The 20345-nt window shown below is 38.6% G+C and carries 28 protein-coding genes; 24 read left to right on the top strand and 4 right to left on the bottom strand.

Annotated features, from left to right (window positions below):
• Positions 1-86: 86 nt before the first annotated feature.
• Entirely contained in the window at positions 87-251 is a 165-nt protein-coding gene (mciZ, locus tag MKY06_RS22445; RefSeq protein ID WP_013059085.1) for a Z-ring formation inhibitor MciZ, read from the bottom strand.
• A 71-nt stretch (positions 252-322) separates the two neighbouring features.
• Between mciZ and MKY06_RS22440 the strand changes: the two genes are divergently transcribed.
• From MKY06_RS22440 to lysA, 20 genes are all read left to right on the top strand, one after another.
• Positions 323-874 carry an NUDIX hydrolase gene (locus MKY06_RS22440; RefSeq protein ID WP_057274000.1) on the top strand — a complete coding sequence of 184 codons (552 nt, stop codon included), beginning with the start codon at positions 323-325 and terminating at the stop codon, positions 872-874.
• 246 nt (positions 875-1120) lie between these two features.
• On the top strand, positions 1121-1249 hold the full coding sequence (locus MKY06_RS22435) for a hypothetical protein (RefSeq protein WP_289919092.1): 129 nt from the start codon (positions 1121-1123) through the stop codon (positions 1247-1249).
• A gap of 108 nt (positions 1250-1357) precedes the next feature.
• On the top strand, positions 1358-2002 hold the full coding sequence (spoIIM, locus tag MKY06_RS22430; protein ID WP_025750451.1) for a stage II sporulation protein M: 645 nt from the start codon (positions 1358-1360) through the stop codon (positions 2000-2002).
• A 112-nt stretch (positions 2003-2114) separates the two neighbouring features.
• The gene (gene fur, locus MKY06_RS22425; protein ID WP_013059082.1) at positions 2115-2567 is read left to right on the top strand and encodes a ferric iron uptake transcriptional regulator; all 453 of its coding nucleotides are present in this window, start codon (positions 2115-2117) and stop codon (positions 2565-2567) included.
• A 196-nt stretch (positions 2568-2763) separates the two neighbouring features.
• The gene (locus MKY06_RS22420; RefSeq protein WP_013059081.1) at positions 2764-2991 is read left to right on the top strand and encodes a YqzK family protein; all 228 of its coding nucleotides are present in this window, start codon (positions 2764-2766) and stop codon (positions 2989-2991) included.
• Between the two features lie 6 nt (positions 2992-2997).
• Positions 2998-3891, top strand: a complete 894-nt coding sequence (gene xerD / locus MKY06_RS22415) for a site-specific tyrosine recombinase XerD (RefSeq protein WP_289919078.1) — start codon at positions 2998-3000, stop codon at positions 3889-3891.
• A gap of 197 nt (positions 3892-4088) precedes the next feature.
• On the top strand, positions 4089-5270 hold the full coding sequence (gene deoB, locus MKY06_RS22410; protein ID WP_013059079.1) for a phosphopentomutase: 1182 nt from the start codon (positions 4089-4091) through the stop codon (positions 5268-5270).
• A 16-nt stretch (positions 5271-5286) separates the two neighbouring features.
• A complete protein-coding gene (locus MKY06_RS22405; protein ID WP_013084938.1) occupies positions 5287-6117 on the top strand; it encodes a purine-nucleoside phosphorylase in 831 nt (276 codons plus the stop codon).
• A gap of 116 nt (positions 6118-6233) precedes the next feature.
• A complete protein-coding gene (locus tag MKY06_RS22400) occupies positions 6234-7400 on the top strand; it encodes a D-alanyl-D-alanine carboxypeptidase family protein (protein WP_028410701.1) in 1167 nt (388 codons plus the stop codon).
• A 102-nt stretch (positions 7401-7502) separates the two neighbouring features.
• Positions 7503-7853 carry an anti-sigma F factor antagonist gene (gene spoIIAA / locus MKY06_RS22395; protein WP_013059076.1) on the top strand — a complete coding sequence of 117 codons (351 nt, stop codon included), beginning with the start codon at positions 7503-7505 and terminating at the stop codon, positions 7851-7853.
• Complete coding sequence (gene spoIIAB, locus MKY06_RS22390; RefSeq protein ID WP_013084935.1) at positions 7853-8296, top strand: anti-sigma F factor; 444 nt, start codon at positions 7853-7855, stop codon at positions 8294-8296. The genes spoIIAA and spoIIAB overlap by 1 nt, the downstream gene beginning before the upstream one ends.
• 12 nt (positions 8297-8308) lie before the next feature.
• A complete protein-coding gene (gene sigF / locus MKY06_RS22385; RefSeq protein WP_013059074.1) occupies positions 8309-9070 on the top strand; it encodes an RNA polymerase sporulation sigma factor SigF in 762 nt (253 codons plus the stop codon).
• A 161-nt stretch (positions 9071-9231) separates the two neighbouring features.
• Entirely contained in the window at positions 9232-9852 is a 621-nt protein-coding gene (locus MKY06_RS22380) for a stage V sporulation protein AA (RefSeq protein ID WP_029320316.1), read from the top strand.
• On the top strand, positions 9842-10264 hold the full coding sequence (locus MKY06_RS22375) for a stage V sporulation protein AB (protein WP_014458301.1): 423 nt from the start codon (positions 9842-9844) through the stop codon (positions 10262-10264). Before MKY06_RS22380 ends, MKY06_RS22375 begins: the two co-directional genes overlap by 11 nt.
• A gap of 18 nt (positions 10265-10282) precedes the next feature.
• On the top strand, positions 10283-10744 hold the full coding sequence (gene spoVAC / locus MKY06_RS22370) for a stage V sporulation protein AC (RefSeq protein ID WP_013059071.1): 462 nt from the start codon (positions 10283-10285) through the stop codon (positions 10742-10744).
• Between the two features lie 13 nt (positions 10745-10757).
• Entirely contained in the window at positions 10758-11789 is a 1032-nt protein-coding gene (gene spoVAD, locus MKY06_RS22365; protein ID WP_013084932.1) for a stage V sporulation protein AD, read from the top strand.
• Positions 11777-12127, top strand: coding sequence for a stage V sporulation protein AE (gene spoVAE, locus MKY06_RS22360; protein ID WP_025750441.1), 351 nt, complete (start codon positions 11777-11779; stop codon positions 12125-12127). Before spoVAD ends, spoVAE begins: the two co-directional genes overlap by 13 nt.
• A 6-nt stretch (positions 12128-12133) precedes the next feature.
• A complete protein-coding gene (locus MKY06_RS22355) occupies positions 12134-12700 on the top strand; it encodes a stage V sporulation protein AE (protein ID WP_098279057.1) in 567 nt (188 codons plus the stop codon).
• Positions 12693-14174 (top strand): spore germination protein, encoded by a 1482-nt coding sequence (locus MKY06_RS22350; RefSeq protein ID WP_029320320.1) that lies wholly within the window; start codon positions 12693-12695, stop codon positions 14172-14174. Before MKY06_RS22355 ends, MKY06_RS22350 begins: the two co-directional genes overlap by 8 nt.
• Before the next feature lie 138 nt (positions 14175-14312).
• A complete protein-coding gene (lysA, locus tag MKY06_RS22345) occupies positions 14313-15632 on the top strand; it encodes a diaminopimelate decarboxylase (protein ID WP_098279058.1) in 1320 nt (439 codons plus the stop codon).
• A gap of 48 nt (positions 15633-15680) precedes the next feature.
• Here lysA and MKY06_RS22340 read toward each other — a convergent pair whose 3' ends face one another.
• Positions 15681-16556 carry a DUF1002 domain-containing protein gene (locus MKY06_RS22340; RefSeq protein ID WP_013059065.1) on the bottom strand — a complete coding sequence of 292 codons (876 nt, stop codon included), beginning with the start codon at positions 16554-16556 and terminating at the stop codon, positions 15681-15683.
• A 388-nt stretch (positions 16557-16944) separates the two neighbouring features.
• Between MKY06_RS22340 and MKY06_RS22335 the strand changes: the two genes are divergently transcribed.
• Positions 16945-17379 carry a peptidylprolyl isomerase gene (locus MKY06_RS22335; protein WP_013059064.1) on the top strand — a complete coding sequence of 145 codons (435 nt, stop codon included), beginning with the start codon at positions 16945-16947 and terminating at the stop codon, positions 17377-17379.
• A 244-nt stretch (positions 17380-17623) separates the two neighbouring features.
• Positions 17624-17977: a GNAT family N-acetyltransferase gene (locus MKY06_RS22330; RefSeq protein WP_013059063.1), complete on the top strand. Its 354-nt coding sequence runs from the start codon at positions 17624-17626 to the stop codon at positions 17975-17977.
• Positions 17978-18052: 75 nt separating this feature from the next.
• Here the strand turns inward: MKY06_RS22330 and MKY06_RS22325 are convergent, their stop codons facing one another.
• Positions 18053-18574: a DUF309 domain-containing protein gene (locus MKY06_RS22325; protein ID WP_029320325.1), complete on the bottom strand. Its 522-nt coding sequence runs from the start codon at positions 18572-18574 to the stop codon at positions 18053-18055.
• A gap of 132 nt (positions 18575-18706) precedes the next feature.
• Positions 18707-18805, bottom strand: coding sequence for a YjcZ family sporulation protein (locus MKY06_RS22320; RefSeq protein ID WP_170836726.1), 99 nt, complete (start codon positions 18803-18805; stop codon positions 18707-18709).
• 198 nt (positions 18806-19003) lie between these two features.
• On the opposite strand from MKY06_RS22320, the gene MKY06_RS22315 reads away from it, so the two are divergent.
• Both MKY06_RS22315 and scpB read left to right on the top strand, forming a co-directional pair.
• Positions 19004-19759: a segregation/condensation protein A gene (locus MKY06_RS22315; protein ID WP_013059060.1), complete on the top strand. Its 756-nt coding sequence runs from the start codon at positions 19004-19006 to the stop codon at positions 19757-19759.
• Complete coding sequence (gene scpB, locus MKY06_RS22310; RefSeq protein ID WP_013059059.1) at positions 19756-20328, top strand: SMC-Scp complex subunit ScpB; 573 nt, start codon at positions 19756-19758, stop codon at positions 20326-20328. The genes MKY06_RS22315 and scpB overlap by 4 nt, the downstream gene beginning before the upstream one ends.
• Positions 20329-20345: the final 17 nt, after the last annotated feature.

Below are 20345 nucleotides of genomic sequence, written 5' to 3'. Positions count from 1 at the left end.
ACTCCTTATTTTTTACTTGTTTCTATCTATTGTAGCGCTATGATAGAGGGAAACTCAAATAAGAAGATTAAAAAACTGCAGCACAATTAGTGTCTGCAGTCTGCTTGTTTGTAAGAATTAAAATTTTGAGAGATAGCGTTCGTCCACTCATCAACATACTGAAATTGTTCGCCGTATTCTTTTAACTTTTGCTTGATTTCCCATGCTTTACCGACCAAAATGATTTGCTTCTCGTGAACATAAACTTTCATTTTTTCTACCTCCCAAGATTCGTATGATAGAATATATGTAAGAGTCAAAAAAATAGAACGAGGTGTAGAAAATGGATCATTTAACAGAAAAAATGCTGTCTTCTGAAAAGCTGTTTGGAGGCAGAGTGATTGATTTGTACTTAGAAGAAGTAGAGCTTCCAAACGGAAAAACGAGTACAAGAGAAGTAGTTAAGCACCCTGGAGCCGTAGCTATCATTGCATTAACAAGCGATCATAAAATGGTTATGGTCAAACAGTATCGCAGGCCGATGGATCGTATTTTAGTCGAAATTCCAGCCGGCAAGCTAGAAAAAGGAGAAGAGCCGATTGTGACGGCAAAACGTGAGTTAGAAGAAGAAACGGGCTATACGACAGATTCGCTTAGCCATATTATTTCTTTTTATACATCACCAGGTTTTGCGGATGAGTTGGTGCACCTTTATTTAGCGGAAGATTTAAAAGTGATGACCACCAAAGCGGAATTAGACGAAGATGAATTTGTTGAAGTAATGGAAGTTACGGTAGATGAGGCGCTTACTCTTATTCAAAACAAGGAAATTTATGATGCAAAAACAGCCTATGCTGTGCAGTACTTACAGTTAAAAAGCGGATTAGGAGAGTAAGAGAGTTTTTTCTTTTACATACGAACGGCAATCTAGCAATTTAGAGGTTTACATTGAAACGTCATTTGATGTGAGAAAAAACAGGCATGCGTGTATCTCTAACTTAAAAAAATGTGTGACAACCATATTTTAGTTGAAGGAAAATCCGAACGATGAATAGAGATTCTTGATGGAGAATCAAATTCGTTCGGATTTTTTTTAGGTGATGGTGAATGTAGATTTCATTTATATAGTTGGTTCTAGCGGTTGATTGGAGGGCAAGGCGAAGACTCACCGGCCGCCCGCGGAAAGCGAAGCCTTGCATGGAAATCAACAGCGGTGGCACAAGCCATCCATACTATACTATCTCATTTGTTCTTATTTAGAATGGATTGATTTCATTATGTCTCATTCTCTTTTTTTATTTGATAGATTCAAAAGATTCTTGGCATAGTTTTTGTACTCTATCATACACTCTATTAAGCGATTAATAGGAGGAAGACGATGAGAAAAAAACAATTGCCATTATCGTATGCAAGACATTTTCAAGAAAACAGTTCTATTTATTTGTTTGTGACCGTGCTGTTTTTAATGGGAATCATTTTTGGGGCTATTGTTGTAAATAGTTTGACGCTTGATCAAAAAGAAGACCTGTACTTCTATTTAAACCGGTTTTTCGGACAGGTAAAGAGTGGAGAAGTAGCAAGCAGCGTTGAAATGTTTCAGCAAAGTTTTTTTCATAATGTTAAATACTTGGGGCTCATTTGGATATTAGGAATTGCCATTATTGGTTTGCCTGTAGTGTTAATTCTGCTGTTTTTAAAAGGAATGGTGATTGGTTTTACCGTAGGCTTTTTAGTCAATCAAATGGGACTCTCTGGGTTTGCGCTATCTTTTGTATCTGTTATGCCGCAAAATATCTTTCTCATACCGGCATTTCTGATCTTGTCTGCAGCTTCAGTTGCCTTTTCTTTGAAGCTTGTGCGGCAGCAATTCTTTAAAAAAGCAGCGGAGCCAATTTCCGCATCCTTTTTACGCTATAGCGGCACGATGATTGCAATGATATGTTTGGTTGCCTGTGCGGCTACAGTTGAAGCCTACGTATCACCTACTTTAATGAAAAGTGTAATGGCTCTATTAAATAAGTAAGAATAAGTATTAAGTAAAAAGAATTCTTTTTTCTTATTAATAATAACTTTATTTTGACACCCTCGACACATCTGATATAATGGATTAGTGAATGGCGAGGGAGGGAATAATTATGGAAAGTCGAATTGAGCGAATTAAGCAGCAGTTGCACTCAGCTAGCTATAAATTGACACCTCAACGTGAGGCGACTGTAAGAGTACTTCTTGAACATGAAGAGGATCATTTAAGTGCCGAAGATGTATATCTCCTCGTCAAGGAAAAGTCTCCGGAAATTGGATTGGCAACTGTTTATCGTACGTTAGAATTGTTAACTGAACTTAAAATTGTTGATAAAATAAACTTTGGCGATGGCGTTTCTCGCTACGATTTAAGACAAGAAGGAGCCGCACACTTTCATCATCACCTTGTGTGTATGGAATGTGGATCTGTGGACGAAATTCAAGAAGATTTGCTTGAAGACGTTGAAGAAATTGTGGAAAAGCAATGGAATTTTAAAATTAAAGACCACCGCTTGACATTTCATGGCATTTGCCATCGCTGTCAGGATAAAGAAGACAAGCAGTAAAAGCCTTTTCCCTAATGGAGAAGGTTTTTTGTCGTACATAAATAGAAAAAAATAACGAGGTTACAAGCTACATGGTTTTATAGAAAGAAAGGAAATGACCAGGAGAGAACTCAGCGTATAAAGGTAAGAAACATGTATAAAACCTGTCCCAATTGGCATATCTTCTAATAGAATCAAAAATTGGAGGAATTGTTTCATGAAATCATGGGCTGAAATGGTATATAATACATGTAAAGTATTTATCTTATTTACCGGGTTTACTCTTTTGTTTTATTTTGGAATGATATGGGTATCTCAAGAGTATCAAAATTATAAACGTTATGATGAGCCGTCGGGTTCAGCAGTTAAGGTCATGCAAGCAAGTGTGAACAAAGATCAGACGTGGCTAGAGCGTTTATTTATGTTTTATCAAAACGGGGAGTAGAGGCTATTGAATGATCAAATTCAAGATTTTATTCATTATTTAGTAGTAGAGCGGGGACTGGCGAAAAATACGATTGATTCGTATGAACGAGATTTAAAAAAGTATGCTCAATATTTAGAACATGTAGAGCAGCTGAAATCATTTAATGAAGTAACAAGACTCCACATCGTTAATTTTCTGAAATATTTAAGTGATCAGCAAAAGTCATCTAAAACGATTGCGAGACATGTGGCTTCAACTAGATCTTTTCATCAATTCTTACTAAGAGAAAAAGCAGCGGATACAGATCCATCCGTTCATATTGATACCCCGCAGCTTGAGCGCAAGCTGCCAAAAGTGCTAAATGCAGAAGAAGTAGAGGCGCTGTTAAATGTGTTTGATACATCGACGCCTTTTGGCATACGAGACAAAGCGATGCTTGAGTTGCTTTATGCTACTGGAATTCGTGTGTCTGAACTCGTTAACTTAAATATTGATGATGCACATTTGACGATGGGATTTATTCGTTGTATCGGAAAAGGAAATAAAGAAAGAATTGTCCCCATCGGAAGGTTGGCAACGGAGGCGATTGAAGAGTATTTACAGCATAGCCGGAGGGTTTTAACAAAGCAAAAGGAACAGGACAAAGCACTCTTTGTTAATCATCACGGAAGGCGTTTAACAAGGCAGGGGTTTTGGAAAATATTAAAAAAGTTAGCTTCTGAAGCAAAAATTGAAAAAGAATTAACTCCTCATACGTTACGGCATTCGTTTGCTACTCATTTGTTAGAGAACGGCGCGGACTTGAGAGCCGTTCAAGAAATGCTCGGGCATGCGGATATTTCGACCACTCAAATTTATACACATGTTACAAAAGCACGTTTAAAAGATGTATACAATCAGTTTCATCCGCGAGCGTAGGAAGATTCCAATGTCCAATGAGTTCATAGACATTGGTTTTTTTGATTGAAAACACTTTCATTCATGTGTACAAAAAAATAAAAAGCGTCTATACTAATAGAGAGGTCAGACTTCTGACCAATAAGAGAAGATGGTTAAATTATTTCCAAACGGGAATTTTATAGAGAATAAATAAATTGATATTTGGAGGGAATAAAATGGCGCATACATATAAACGCGTATTTTTAATTGTCATGGATTCAGTGGGTATCGGTGAATCACCGGATGCTGAAAAATACAATGATAAAGGTGCTGATACGTTTGGTCATATTGCAGAGCACTGTAACGGTCTTCATATGCCCAATATGGCTAAGCTTGGCCTAAGCAATATTCGTGAAATTAAAGGAATCGGTAAAGCCGAAAAACCGTTGGCTTACTATACAAAAATGCAGGAAGCTTCTGCAGGAAAAGATACAATGACAGGTCATTGGGAAATTATGGGCCTTAATATTGATACGCCTTTTAATGTATTTCCAGATGGATTTCCAGAAGAGCTGATTTCACAATTAGAAGAAAAAACAGGTCGAAAAATCATTGGGAACAAACCAGCGTCTGGTACAGAAATTTTGGATGAGCTAGGAAAACAGCATATGGAAACAGGTGACTTAATCGTCTATACATCAGCGGATTCTGTTTTGCAAATTGCTGCTCATGAAGAAATTGTTCCAATTGATGAATTGTACAAAATTTGTGAGATTGCTCGTGAATTAACGCTTGATGATCCATATATGATTGGACGTGTTATCGCTCGCCCGTTTTTAGGTGAACCAGGTAACTTTACACGTACATCCAATCGTCATGACTATGCATTAAAGCCTTTTGGACGTACAGTAATGAATGAATTAAAAGACAATGACATCGATGTTATTGCTATCGGTAAAATTTCTGATATTTACGACGGAGAAGGGGTAACAAAATCTCTTCGTACCAAATCGAATATGGACGGCATGGATAAGCTAGTTGATACATTAAACATGGACTTCACAGGCTTAAGCTTCTTAAATTTAGTTGATTTTGATGCTCTCTATGGTCATCGCCGCGATCCACAAGGATATGGGCAAGCACTTGAAGAATATGATGCACGCTTAGAAGAAGTATTTGATTTATTAAAAGAAGATGATTTATTGATTATTACAGCGGATCATGGAAATGACCCTGTTCATCATGGGACAGACCATACGCGTGAATACGTGCCGCTTCTTGTGTACAATAAAGGCATGCAAGAAGGAAAAGAACTTTCTATTCGTCAAACGTTTGCGGATATTGGCGCAACGGTAGCAGAAAATTTTGGCGTAGCAATGCCTAAGCATGGAAAGAGTTTTTTAAAAGAGCTGAATTAAGCAGGGGGAATGGAGTATGAAAAAAGAATATATCGAAAAAGCAGCAGCATATATTAAAAATCAATCAGCTGTTACACCAACAATTGGGCTTATTTTAGGTTCTGGACTAGGGGTATTAGCTGACGAAATTGAAGGCGCGGTAAAAATTCCGTATAACGACATTCCTGAGTTCCCGGTTTCAACAGTTGAAGGTCACGCAGGTCAATTAGTAATAGGTACTATTCATGACGTACCGGTTGTAGCTATGCAAGGACGTTTTCACTTTTATGAAGGGTACGCCCTTGATAAAGTAACATTTCCAGTGCGCGTAATGAAAGAAATCGGTGTAGAAACGTTGATTGTAACGAATGCAGCGGGCGGAGTAAACGAATCCTTTAATCCAGGAGACTTAATGATTATTTCTGATCATATTAATAACTTTGGAACCAACCCTTTGATTGGACCTAATGACTCTGATTTTGGAGTAAGGTTCCCGGATATGTCAACTGCTTACTGCAAGGATCTTCGTCAATTAGCGAAGAAAGTAGGAGCTGATTTAAATATCGCCTTACAAGAAGGTGTATATGTAGGAAATACAGGTCCAACATATGAAACGCCTGCTGAGGTGCGCATGCTTCGCATTATCGGGGGAGACGCGGTTGGCATGTCTACAGTGCCAGAAGTTATTGTGGCACGCCATGCAGGTATGAAAGTGCTAGGTATTTCTTGTATTTCTAATATGGCAGCTGGTATTTTAGATCAGCCGTTAAATCATGAAGAAGTAATTGAAACGACTGAAAAAGTAAAACAGCAGTTTTTATCGCTTGTAAAAGAAGTAGTAAAGCAGCTTCCAGCTTATCAAAAATAAGAAGAAAATATGACTTCAAGCATCGAGAATTTCTCGATGCTTTTTTTATTTCCCTTAGTATAAATCGATTATACCTTGGAAAAAATAGGTTGTATAAAGAATGGAGGTTTGTGGAGATGAAGCGAACTATTGTAAAGTTACTCGTTGTCATATTTTTATTTCCACTTATGACGCAACCTGTTTTAGCCGCAGAAAAAAAGAATTCTGAGCTTGCTGACAGTGCTAGGTCAGCTATTTTAATTGAACGGGATACAGGAAAAATTCTATACGAAAAAAATAGTAATCAAGAACTTCCCCCTGCCAGTATGACTAAAATTATGACAATGATTTTAATTATGGAGGCTTTGGATAAAGGGAAAATTACCTTAAAAGATAAAGTGCGGGCAAGTGAATATGCCGCTTCAATGGGAGGCTCACAAATCTTTTTAGAGCCCGGAGAAGAAATGACGGTAAATGATTTGCTAAAAGGGATTGCGATAGGTTCTGGTAACGATGCTTCTATGGCAATGGCTGAATATTTAGCTGGATCAGAAGAAAAATTTGTAGCAAAGATGAACCAAAAAGCGAAAGAGCTTGGTTTGACTCATACAAAATTTCAAAATCCGACAGGCCTGCCCGTAGAAAATCACTATAGTACAGCTCATGATATGGCCATGATGGGCAGAGAGCTGCTAAAGTATGAAAAAATTATTAACTATACAAGTAAATACGAAGCTTATTTGCGCACGGATACAGATAAGAAGTTTTGGTTAGTAAATACAAATCGCTTAGTGAAGTTTTATCCCGGCGTTGATGGACTCAAAACCGGATTTACAGGTCAAGCTAAGTATTGCCTAACAGCTACCGCTAAAAAGGGAAATATGCGTGTGTTAGCGGTTGTATTCGGTGCAAGCACGCCAAAAGATCGCAATAATCAAGTAACCAAAATGTTAGACTACGCATTCAGTCAATATACAACGAAGCCTTTATACAAAAAAGGAGACGTTATTACCAAGATAGATGTAAACAAGGGTAGCGAAGATCAGGTAACAGCTGTTACGTCCGAGCCTATTTCTGTTTTATTGAAAAAAGGAAATGCAGCCAAAGACGTTAAAACAGAAGTGAAAATGAACGAGAAGCTAAATGCGCCTATTCAAAAAGGCGACAAAATTGGAACGTTGACCATTAAGAAGGATAACAAAGTAGTTAGTTCTTCACCGCTTCTTGCAAAAGAAGATATCGATGCTGCTTCTTGGTGGAAGATATTCAAACGTACATTCTCTATTTTCTCTCAAACATCTTAAACAGCTAAATGTGACGAAATAGAACTAGTTTTGTCGGTGAGAAGGATTCTATTCTGTCGGCAGCGAAAGACTGACTATAAGATTTCCGAGGAGGTTTGTATAGTGAGTCTTTCGATTGAATTGGAATTCAAACAAGATGTCTTGTTGGTTCGATTAACAGGAGAATTAGATCATCATACGGCAGAAGAGCTAAGAAGCAAAATCACCGAAGCGATAGAGAAGGAATCTATCAGCCATTTGATTTTAAATTTACAGCATTTAACCTTTATGGACAGCTCTGGCTTGGGGGTTATTTTAGGGAGATACAAACAGGTTCATAATAACGGGGGGGAAATGGTTGTATGCGCTATTTCTCCTGCCATAGAACGTTTGTTTAATATGTCAGGCTTATTTAAAATTATTCGTTTTGAACCTAATGAAGAAAACGCGCTTCAAAAATTGGGGGTGGCATAATGAAAAATCAAATGAACCTCCAATTTTCCGCGCTTAGTCAAAATGAATCGTTTGCTCGCGTCACGGTAGCATCATTTATTACGCAGTTAGATCCAACAATGGATGAGTTAACAGAAATTAAAACAGTCGTATCTGAAGCAGTAACAAATGCTATTATTCACGGCTACGAAAGCAATCCGGATGGCGTGGTATATATTTCTGTGACGCTTCATGAAGACGGTGTAGTCGAGCTGATGATTCGTGATGAAGGAATTGGTATCGATAACGTGGATGAAGCCAAGCAGCCTTTATACACAACGAAACCAGATCTAGAACGTTCTGGAATGGGTTTCACCATAATGGAAAACTTTATGGACGAAATTCGAGTGGAGTCTACTGTATTAGAAGGTACGACCTTATATTTAAAAAAGCACTTAACAAATAGTAAAGCGCTATGTAATTAAGGAGACTTGCCAATGGATGTGGAGGTCAAAAAAAATAAAAACGAACCGTATTTAAAGGATCATGAAGTTAAAGACCTCATCAAGCGCAGTCAGCAAGGTGATCAAATTGCACGAGATACAATCGTCCAAAAAAATATGCGGCTCGTTTGGTCGGTTGTTCAACGTTTTATTAACCGTGGTTATGAGCCCGATGATTTATTTCAAATTGGATGCATAGGGCTATTAAAGTCCGTTGATAAATTTGACTTATCGTATGATGTTAAATTTTCAACATATGCTGTTCCAATGATTATTGGTGAAATTCAGCGATTTATTCGTGATGATGGCACGGTAAAGGTTAGCCGTTCTCTGAAAGAAATGAGCAATAAAATACGTAAGGCAAAAGACGAGCTTTCCAAATTACTTGGACGCGTCCCTACAGTCGCTGAGGTTGCAGAACATTTGGATCTCACTCCTGAAGAAGTAGTGCTAGCTCAAGAAGCTAATCGTGCTCCTTCGTCTATTCACGAGACCGTCTATGAAAATGATGGAGATCCAATTACCCTTCTTGACCAAATTGCTGATCATACGGAAGCGAAGTGGTTTGATAAAATTGCCTTAAAAGAAGCAATTGAAGAACTTGATGAGCGTGAAAAGCTCATTGTCTATTTGAGGTATTACAAAGATCAAACTCAGTCCGAAGTGGCCGCAAGGCTGGGAATTTCTCAAGTTCAGGTATCGAGGCTTGAGAAGAAAATCTTAAAACAAATGAAGCTGCATATGAATGATACGTAATACTTAAGAAGCAATCCGTTTTGCTATTCAAACAAGAATAGTGAAACGGATTGCTTTTTTTATTTGGTAATTAATGGTCTGTTCAGAAACGTGAATTAGAAAATTTAAGAAAATCCATACTACACGTACAGGGAGATAATGAATCGTAAGGTGTGATATGAATGGAAAACGTTCTTTATCTTAAAATGAGACATCGTATTCAAGTAAAACCTGATGAGGCTGTAAATATTGGACAATTAGCAATGGTTATAGCAGCAGATTCTGTTCAAAAGCAAATTGAAAAGCTAGTTGTATATCAAGTCAGTATGAGTGATCGAAATATTATCATTGTTGATTTAATGAAGGTAATTGAAAAAGTTGCCTCTCGGTATCCGCATTTGGACATTCAGACGATTGGACCCGCTCAAACGATTGTAGAGGTCGTGTATAAAAAGAAACAATATTCCTTTTTGTTTTTTCTAGCTGTTTGGTTTCTTCTTTTCATCGGAGCTGCTTTAGCAATTATGAACTTTCACGAAGATGTGAGTATGAGACAAGTACATCAAAAATTGTTCTACATGCTGACCGGTCTGAGAGATAAGCAGCCTTTGCTGATTCAAGTGCCTTACTCTATCGGTTTAGGCCTGGGAATGATTCTGTTTTTTAACCATGTCTTTAGAAAACGAATTAATGAAGAGCCTAGTCCTCTCGAAGTCGAAATGTTTAATTACCAGCAAGACTTAGATCAATACGTCATTATGCACGAGAATAAAGAAAGTATGAAAAAAATTGATGATCATTAACATTGTGATGACCATTGTAATTGGACTTGCGGGAGGACTGGCTGCAGGTGCTGGGTTTGTAGCATTTTTAACGGTGCTGGGCATTATTCCGCGTTTGATGCAGCTGACCAAAACCATGAAATATATTCAAGCATATGAATGGGGAGTGGTGGGTGGTGCTGTTACAGGCGGGTGGTGCAGTCTTCATCAATACACGTGGCAGTTTCCTGCGGTGCTCATTATGATCATAGGTCTAACGAGCGGTATTTTTATTGGGATGCTGGCAGCAGCGTTAACAGAAGTGCTTAATGTATTGCCGACGTTAACGAAACGAATAGGAATGGAAGGCAAGCTTATTTTATTGTTAATGGCCATTGTACTAGGCAAAGTATGCGGATCATTATTTCATTGGATTTATTTTGTTAATCAATAAGAAAAGGATGTATGTAACATGGCAAATAATCAAAAATTAAAAGATAACTATCAAGAAAGCATTAAACCATTTCAGCCTAAACCTTCATATGTGGCAAATTGCCTAAAAGCCTTTTTGGTAGGGGGAATCATTTGTACATTAGGACAGGCAATTCAAAATTTCTATATTGCATTTTTTGACTTTAATGAAAAAAATGCAGGTAATCCTACCGTTGCAACCCTTATTTTAATATCTGCGCTTTTAACCGGGTTTGGGATATACGATCGTATTGGTCAATTCGCAGGTGCAGGTTCAGCCGTCCCTGTTACGGGTTTTGCTAATTCCATGACGAGTGCAGCGCTCGAACATCGAAGTGAAGGAATTGTTCTCGGGGTTGCGACGAATATGTTCAAGCTAGCTGGAAACGTAATCGTATTTGGAACGGTTTCCGCTTATATTGTAGGAATCATTCGCTACCTTTTTAAAACTTATTTGCTATGAAAAGAGGGGGATTATGAGAAAAACTGGAAAGCAAACGTGGGTTTATGAAAATCCTATTTACATTAATGCTACAGGAACAGCAGTAGGACCAAAAGAAGCAGATGGACCGTTAGGAGAAACATTTGATATTACACATAAAGATTTGCACTGTGAAGAAGACAACTGGGAGTTAGCTGAAAGAAGGCTGATGACGGAATCTATTGATTCCTGTTTGCAAAAAATAAATTTATCATATGAAGACGTTGATTTGTTTTTGGCTGGAGATTTATTAAATCAAAACGTAACGGCTAATTTTGTAGCCCGGCATAACCAAATTCCATTTCTATGTATGTTTGGCGCTTGCTCCACATCAATGGAAACGCTCGCAACGGGAGCAGCTCTTGTGGATGCGGGATTTGCTAATCGTGTTATTGCATCAGCGAGCAGTCATAACGCAACGGCTGAGCGCCAATTTCGAAATCCTACCGAGTACGGAGGACAAAAACCAGATACAGCAACGGCAACCATTACGGGAGCAGGGGCAGCGCTGGTCTCGAAAGAAAAAGGTATTGTCCGTCTCACGTCTGCAACGATTGGTCGGGTAATGGATTACGGGATTAAAAATGCAAACGACATGGGTTCTGCTATGGCACCAGCTGCTGCAGATACCATTCAAAGACATTTGGAAGACTTAAACGTTGCTCCAAGCGAGTATGATCTTATTTTAACAGGAGATTTATCTGGTGTAGGAAGTCCAATCTTAAAACAGCTGCTCAAGGACGAAGGCTACGATATATCAACCAATCATAATGATTGCGGATTAATGGTATATCGCCCTGATCAAAATGTATTTGCAGGAGGAAGCGGCTGCGGCTGCTCGGCTATTGTCACGTATGGGCATATTTTAAATGAATTAAAATCAGGAAACTTAAAGAAAGTGTTTATGGTGGCAACAGGAGCTCTTTTAAGTCCAACGATGATTCAGCAAAAAGAGTCAATTCCAACAATTGCTCATGGCGTCGTCTTAGAACATATTGGGGAGGGGGATGATCAATGGAGTATGTAATAGCTTTTGCTGTAGGAGGAATCATTTGCGTTATTGGGCAGCTGCTGCTTGATTTTGCTAAGCTTACTCCGGCGCACGTCATGAGTTCGTTTGTAGTTGCAGGAGCGATTTTAGATGGATTTGGTCTTTATGATAAGTTAATTGAATTTGCTGGCGCCGGAGCGACGGTTCCAATTACAAGCTTTGGTCATTCTTTGCTGCACGGAGCGATGAAGCAAGCGGATGACCATGGATTTATCGGGATTGGGATTGGGATTTTTGAACTTACCTCGGCTGGAATTTCAGCAGCTATTTTATTTGCTTTTATTATCGCGTTAATCTTTAAACCGAAAGGATAAAAGATTATGAAAAAAAGAAGGATCATTATTGTAACGGATGGCGATGAATATGCTCGCAAAGCAATTGAGCATGTAGCTAAATCGGTTGGTGGCAGATGCATTTCGAGGTCATATGGAAACCCTACTACGTTAACAGGCAGTCAAACGGTAGAGCTAATCCTTCAAGCACCATATGATCCCGTCTTTGTGATGTTCGACGATAGCGGTTTCTTAGAGGAAGGACCGGGAGAGATCGCTTTGCTGCACGTAGCAAAGCATCCTCAAGTAGAAGTTCTTGGAGTGATTGCCGTTGCATCACGTACTCATCAAAGCGAATGGACAAGAGTGGATGTGACCATCGATCGTTTTGGAGAAATATCGCATTATGGCGTGGATAAAAGCGGAATTCAAGAGTTAGAAGTCGGACGAATTAATGGAGATACAGTTTACTGCTTGGATCAGCTCGATATTCCCTTAGTTGTAGGAATAGGGGATATCGGCAAAATGGCTAGGATGGACGATATTGAAATTGGATGTCCGATTACTGAAAAAGCAGCAAGACTTATTTTAGAAAGGAGCGGTTCGTTTGGGTAAGCCAGCAGAGCAGAAAACAGCTATTTTTTCAAAAGTGCAAAAAAACGATCAGTGGTTCAAAGAAAACGCTAGTATGAACACAAGTTTTGATGTGGGCGTGCGTAAATTACTTATTTTGGATCGAGAAGTTCATGTTTACTATGTAACAGGATTATGCGACAGTTCATTTATTATTGAAATTACAAAAGTGCTCGTTCAAATTAATGATAATGAAGTTGAACGAGCGAAGCTAAAAGATATTGTTGAAAACCGTCTTATTCATCAGCAAGTAAAGCCTTTAAAAACGCTGGATGATGGAATGGTTTCTGTTTTATCAGGACTGTTATTCGTTTTAATTGACGGTGAAGAAGTTGGCTTTGAAGTCGATGTGCGTACGTATCCCGGCAGATCGCCTGAAGAAGCGGATACAGAGAAAGTGATTCGCGGAGCAAGAGATGGATACACTGAAAACATCATTATCAATACAGCGTTAACGAGAAGACGAATCCGTGACGGAAGATTTCGTTTTGAAATTATGAAGGTAGGCGAACGTTCGAAACTGGACGTAGCGATTGGGTACATAAAGGGGGTAGCTGATCCAGGACTGGTTAAACTGATAAAAGATGAACTGGAAGCTATCGATGTAGATGGTTTGCCTATGGCTGACAAATCCATTGAAGAGTTTTTAGTCAAACAAGGAATTAATCCTTTTCCAATGGTACGCTATACAGAACGTCCGGACACAGCAGCAGCTCATGTACTAGAGGGGCATGTCATTATTATTACCGATACATCACCAAGCGTTATTATTACACCAACTACGCTGTTTCATCACGTGCAGCATGCAGAAGAATACAGGCAGTCTCCTTCTGTAGGTACCTTTATCCGCTGGATACGGTTTTTAGGAATTCTTGCGTCTCTTTTCTTATTACCGCTATGGCTGTTATTTGTACTTGAGCCAGATCTGCTGCCGGCAAAATTGCAGTTTATTGGGCCAAACGAAGCAACAAATATTCCGACAGTTATCCAGATTTTCTTAGCCGATCTAGGGGTTGAGTTCCTGAGGATGGCCGCCATTCATACGCCGACACCGCTTGCTACTGCTATGGGTTTAATTGCTGCAGCACTCATTGGACAGATTGCCATTGATGTAGGATTGTTTGTTCCGGAAGTTATTCTTTATGTAGCTATTGCGTCCATTGGTTCTTTTTCAACGCCAAGCTATGAGTTAGCAGTGGCAAATAAGATGCTGAGATTGTTTTTATTAATTTTTGTTGCGGCATTTCATACTCCAGGATTCCTTATTGCGACAACGGCTATCATTCTCTACATGGTACGTCTAAAATCATTGAATACGCCTTATTTGTGGCCGTTTCTTCCATTTAATCCGCAGGCTTTATGGCAGATTATCATTCGCACACCGGTTCCTGGAGCAAATCCGCGACCTAGTATTGTGCATCCGCAGGATAAAGACCGCCAGCCTGCAAAACCTTAAACAAAATAGGTGGTTGAAACCTGTATGAAGATGTGATAGATTTGTTTTAAATATGGAAAATAATAAATATTTAGACAGTTAGCAGCGAATTGCCGTTAACTGTCTTTTTTACACTATACACAGGAACGGGGTCTAAACATGTTTTTACACGGAACAAGTCGCATAAATAAGCAGGGTCATCTTGAAATTGGTGGAGTTGATACGGTTGAATTAGCATCAAATTTTGGGACACCCCTTTACGTATATGACGTGGCTTTAATTCGGCAGCGTGCTAGAGGATTTAAAGAAACATTTGAAAAGCATGGGGTAAAAGCACAGGTCGCTTATGCAAGCAAAGCTTTTTCTACAATTGCCATGGTCCAAGTCGTTCATGAAGAAGGTCTTTCGTTAGACGTTGTTTCGGGAGGAGAACTGTATACGGCTTTAGCAGCTGACTTTCCGAAAGAACGGATTCATTTTCATGGAAACAATAAAAGCCGAGCAGAACTAGAAATGGCCATCAAAGAAGATGTAGGATGCATTGTAGTTGATAATTTTTATGAAATTGCATTGCTTCAGGAAATAACGGAACAGTATCAAAAAAAGATGCCTGTTCTTCTCAGATTAACACCCGGAATTGAAGCTCATACACATGATTATATCTTGACAGGGCAGGAAGACTCGAAGTTTGGGTTTGATCTTCAAAACGGTCAAGCAGACGAAGCTGTGCGTCTTGTGCAAAATAGCAAGGGGCTAGAACTTTTAGGTATTCACTGTCATATAGGATCTCAAATTTTTGAAACAACCGGATTTATTATGGCGACTCAAAAGCTTTTTGCAAAAATGAAAGAGTGGAAACAACGTATAGAATTTGTTCCGCAAGTATTAAATTTAGGCGGCGGCTTTGGCATTCGATATACGGAAGAAGATCAGCCTATTCCTGTTTCGCAGTATGTGGAAGTTATTATAGAAGAGGTCAAAAAGCAGTCTAAACAGTTAGAGGTAGAAATCCCTGAAATTTGGATTGAGCCCGGCCGCTCTCTTGTAGGAGATGCTGGAACGACTCTGTATTCAATTGGTTCTCGTAAGCATGTACCTAATGTACGTGAATATGTAGCCATTGATGGAGGAATGAACGACAATATCCGTCCTGCGCTGTATCAAGCGAAATATGAAGCGGTCATTGCCAATCGAATGAATGATGAGAGTGATGAGCTTGTATCTATTGCGGGTAAGTGCTGCGAATCGGGGGATATGCTGATGTGGGATGTACACCTTCCAAAAGCAAACCCAGATGATTTATTAGCGATGTTTTGTACAGGCGCATACGGTTATTCTATGGCAAGTCACTATAACCGTTTGCCAAAGCCAGCTGTCGTGTTCGTAGAAGATGGAGAAGCACAGCTAGTCGTAAAACGCGAAACGTATGAAGACATTGTAAAAAATGACGTGAAATACAAAGTGAAGGTAAAAAAGTAACGAGTGATTAACGTAAAAAAAGAGCCTCTTGAACAAGAGGCTCTTTTTTTATGAGAATAACGATTTAATAGCATTAATAATATCAACAAAGAATTGCTTTAATTTATCAAGAAATGATTGGCCTTCTTCTGACTGAAGAAATGTTGTTACTTTTTCTTTTGTCGCAGAAAGTTGGTCTTTTACTTGATTCCAATCGATGTTCATATCTTTTAAACGATTGAAAAAGTCAACAAGTGTATTAAGCTCTGAATCTGTTAATTTAATACCTAAATCATCAGCCACTCGCTGAATTAACGTGCGTAAATCGTCCTTTGTTTGAGGATTTTCTTTGGCAATTTCTTCTTTAATCGTTGCCATAAACTGCGCTGCTTTTTCTTTACCGATTTTTTCACCAAGCTCAGATGTCTGGACCATCTCTTCATTGGCTGCTTTTTTTACTTCTTCTGGGATTTTTTGATCTGTTTGAACTTCATATGCTTTCATAATACCTGTTAAAGCAGCTGTACCAGATACTTCAAATGGAGCGGTAATCTGGATTTTTGCATCTTTAACGCCGGCGGTCATCAAAGCATTAATATACATGTCGTCTGTAATACCATTAATATTTTGAGTTGATACGCTTAAACCTGAATCTTTTGAACCAAGGGTAATACTAGAAGATGAAATAGCACGAGATCCAATAGTAGCCTTTGGAATAAAGTCACCTAAATATTCATGCTCTTCTTGGTTTGTCACGGTTACTGTTTGAGCATTGCTTGGCGCATCAAGGTCATTTAATACCTGTTGCTTCTGAGAGCTGGTTAAGTCCTGACCTAATGTAATAATAACATCGCCCGGAGCGGCATCTGCAAAACTTTTTAAGGGTGCGGTTAGGAATAGAAGAAGACCTAATGTCACCATCATTGCTTTTATCGTTAATTTCAAACCTTTTTCCTCCTTTAATCCCATACTTGCCCTATTATAATACGGGCAGGTCTGAAGTAACAGAGTCAATTCATCATTTTCCCATAAATCAGTCTAGAGGCGTAGATTTCTATATGAAATGAAATCTATGTATCTCCATCACTGTATTAGACGGATGATACTATAAAAAGTTTCATCTCACAACTACTATTTTTTATTTAGAGCCCTACGAGAAGAAAGTGAAAAAGTGCATTCATTGAATTCATGAGCTTGTTTGTAGTAGAATAGAGTGAGTTTATAAATGTAAGTGTTCTACTCTAGGTGGCACTTGCAATTTTTACGTTTTGCCGCTTTGATAGGGAAAACAGAGCCTATAGCGGTACTAATACATATATTGGAGGTCATTCATATGAAAAAAGCAAGTATTCTAATGGAAAATGGCGAAAAAATTCTAATCGATTTATTTCCGAACGAAGCACCAGGAACAGTAGAAAACTTTGAAAAGTTAGCTAATGAAGGATTCTACAACGGCGTAACGTTCCACCGCGTTATCCCTGGATTTGTTTCTCAAGGAGGAGACCCAACTGGTACAGGTGCTGGCGGCCCTGGCTACTCAATTAAATGTGAAACAGAAGGAAACCCTCACAAACACGAAGCGGGTTCTCTATCAATGGCACATGCTGGTAAAGACACAGGCGGCAGTCAGTTCTTTCTTGTTCATGAGCCACAGCCTCATTTGAACGGTGTTCACACTGTATTTGGAAAAGTAACAGAAGGACTTGATACAGTGTTAAAAATGAAAAATGGCGACGTAATGAAAGAAGTAAAAGTCTGGGAAGAATAAGAGCATACTGCTATAAATGGATATTAGCTAATAAAACGTCATAACAACCTTTTACAGGGGGTTACGGCGTTTTTTCTTCGCGCAACAGCTCAAAAAGCGTAATAGATTAGGTTTCTCATACACGCATGACATAGGACAAGCTTTTGTGTAATATTGCTATTTACTTATAAATTTTGTATGATAAAAGCAGTAAAAAACGCAGCGCATTAATTTGTAGGAAAGTTTGAGGACGAGGGAGAATCGTATGCTTATTCGCTATAAACGAAACTATGAAAAAATTGCCATGGGTCTTCTATCGTTTGTACCTACGGAAAAAGATTTAAAAAAACTTCAACAAACGATGAAAGAATATGAGCAAAACGAACATTGGCAGCTGTATCTTTGGAAGCAAGAAGAAGATATTATTGGGATTGTTGGCATTTCCATGCTCGATAAAAGTTTGATTGAGGTTCAACACGTCAGTGTAAACCCTTCACACCGCCAACAGGGCATTGGCAAAAAAATGATTAAAGCTCTTAAAGAAATGTATACGACTGCACAAATTAAGCCGAGTGAAATCATCGCTCCGTTTTATGAAAAGTGTCAGGCGGATGAATAAAGAAAAGCATGATTAGGTGAGGTGCGAAAGCTTCTTTCACATCTTAGTCATCATAAAACAACAGGTAGCTAGAAGCTACCTGTTGTTTTGTTTTGCCAATAAGTTCGCTTGTCTTTCCGCAATCACATCTGACCGATCTCGCGTGCTGTGACGATGAACAATCGCATCATTTTGCAGATTAGAAGCTGATAACCAGACAAGCTGTTTATCAGTGCTTCTTTGTTTGCAAGCTCGTAATAATGCTGGATCTTCAATGGGCAAGTTAATACTTTTATATGGCTGATAGGTATCGATTAAAGCTAATTGTTTGCGAAGAAGTTTAAGCAGTGAAGGATAATTAAGTCCAAGCTGTGCAATATTTTCTTCTTCCTTCGTTAAAATTGCCAGCGCCTTTTGCATCGTTCTTTTGGCTCCGGCGAAATTTTGGCGTCGATGATGATAGAGTGAAACAGCAATTTGAATAAGGCCAACCCAAATAATATTGCGGTATCCTCTTTCGTCTTTTTTCCAGTGTTCTTCTAGCAGTTCATGACATTCAAAGTAATCCCGGTCGCCATGAAAATGAACTAAATAATCAATATAGGCTTGTGAATACAATCTTGTTCCCTCCTGGTAAGACTCTATATGTAGTGTATCACAAAAATTAGCTATTCATCAGCGTGGTGCCTTTAAAGAGACAAACGTGCTCAAGGTATGGCGAACACGTTTGTTTTTATTCAATATGTGTGGTTAGAAGCGTAAGCAAGAACAACCAACAATAATTAATAAAATAAACAGTACAACAATTAAAGCGAAACCGCTACCGTATCCACAAGATTTTTCACCCATGCGAGTTCCTCCTTCAGCCATTTCAAAATCTTATTACCTTGACATCATATGTATATTTAAACTTTTTGTATGGGCAAATGACCTATTTTTACGTTAATTTGTATTGGACATGTGTCTATAATCCTCTATACTAATGATAGTAACGTTATATAAAGCAGCAGAAATGATAAGCAATTGAAAAGTGTTGGTGAGATAAAAGTGGAGTATAGTGTAAAAGTAGATGCGTTTGAAGGACCTTTAGATCTTCTTCTGCATTTGATTAACCGATTTGAAATTGATATTTACGATATCCCAGTAGCGACAATTACTGAGCAATATATGATGTTTATACATACAATGAATGAGCTTCAGCTAGACGTTGCCAGTGAGTATCTAGTCATGGCAGCAACTTTGCTTCAAATTAAAAGTAAAATGCTTCTGCCTACGTATGAAGAAGATATGGATGAAATTGAAATGGTCGATGAAGAAGATCCGCGTGAAGAATTGATGCAGCGCTTAATTGAATATCGAAAGTTTAAAGAAGCGGCGGTAGAGCTTCAAAAGCTGGAAGAAGACCAAAGTCATGTGTATACAAAACCTCCAAGTAATGTGCAAATAAATGCAGAAGAACGTACGCAGCCTCAGGATGAAGGATTGGATATATCACTGTATGATATGCTAAGTGCTTTTCAAAAGTTGATGAAACGAAAGCAAAACAAAAAGCCTATGCAGACGAAAATAGCAAGGCAAGACATTCCAATTGATAAGCGCATGAGTGAAATTGTGAACGAATTAAAAGCCTTTAAAGGGAAAAAAAGTTTTTATCAGCTGTTTCCTTATCAAGAGCGTGATCATATTGTTGTAACGTTTTTAGCTGTGCTGGAATTAATGAAAGAAAATGAAATCGTTGTGGAACAGCAGCACAATCTAGACGAGCTTTATGTATCGTATCGAGAAAGGAATGAAGAGGAATGACAACGAATAATCTACAGGCTATTATTGAGAGCTTACTTTTTGTTTCTGGTGATGAAGGTCTATCCATTAGCCGGTTAGCTGAGATTATAGAAAAGCCTCATGAAGACATTCAAGGTGCTTTGGAGAGCTTAGAGCAAGAGTGTAAGTTCAGAGGAGTTACACTTGTTGAAATAGGAGGGGCCTATCAGCTTGTCACAAAAAAAGAGTATGCACCATATATTGAGAAGCTCGTAGAAGCTCCCGCTAATCAATCATTATCACAAGCAGCGCTTGAAACGTTAGCTATTGTAGCGTATAAGCAGCCAATTACAAGAGCTGAAATCGAAGAGATTCGCGGAGTGAAAACGGAAAGACCTCTTCAAACTTTAATTGGAAAGGTTTTATTAAAAGAAGTGGGACGAGCGGAAGGCGCAGGGCGGGCCATCTTATACGGAACGACAAAAGAATTTTTAGGCTATTTTGGCCTTAAAAGTATCGAAGAGCTGCCGCCGCTTCCAGAAGATTTATTACAAGAAGGAACCGATCAAGAAGCAGATTTGTTTTTTCAATCGTTTCAAGAAATGAAGTGAAAATGTAAAAGAACATA

Origin of the sequence: Priestia sp. FSL P4-0332 (assembly GCF_038005845.1) — a bacterium.
Taxonomy (GTDB): domain Bacteria; phylum Bacillota; class Bacilli; order Bacillales; family Bacillaceae_H; genus Priestia.
The sequence above is the reverse complement of the archived record's forward strand: the minus strand, read 5'-3'. Positions and strand labels throughout refer to the sequence as shown.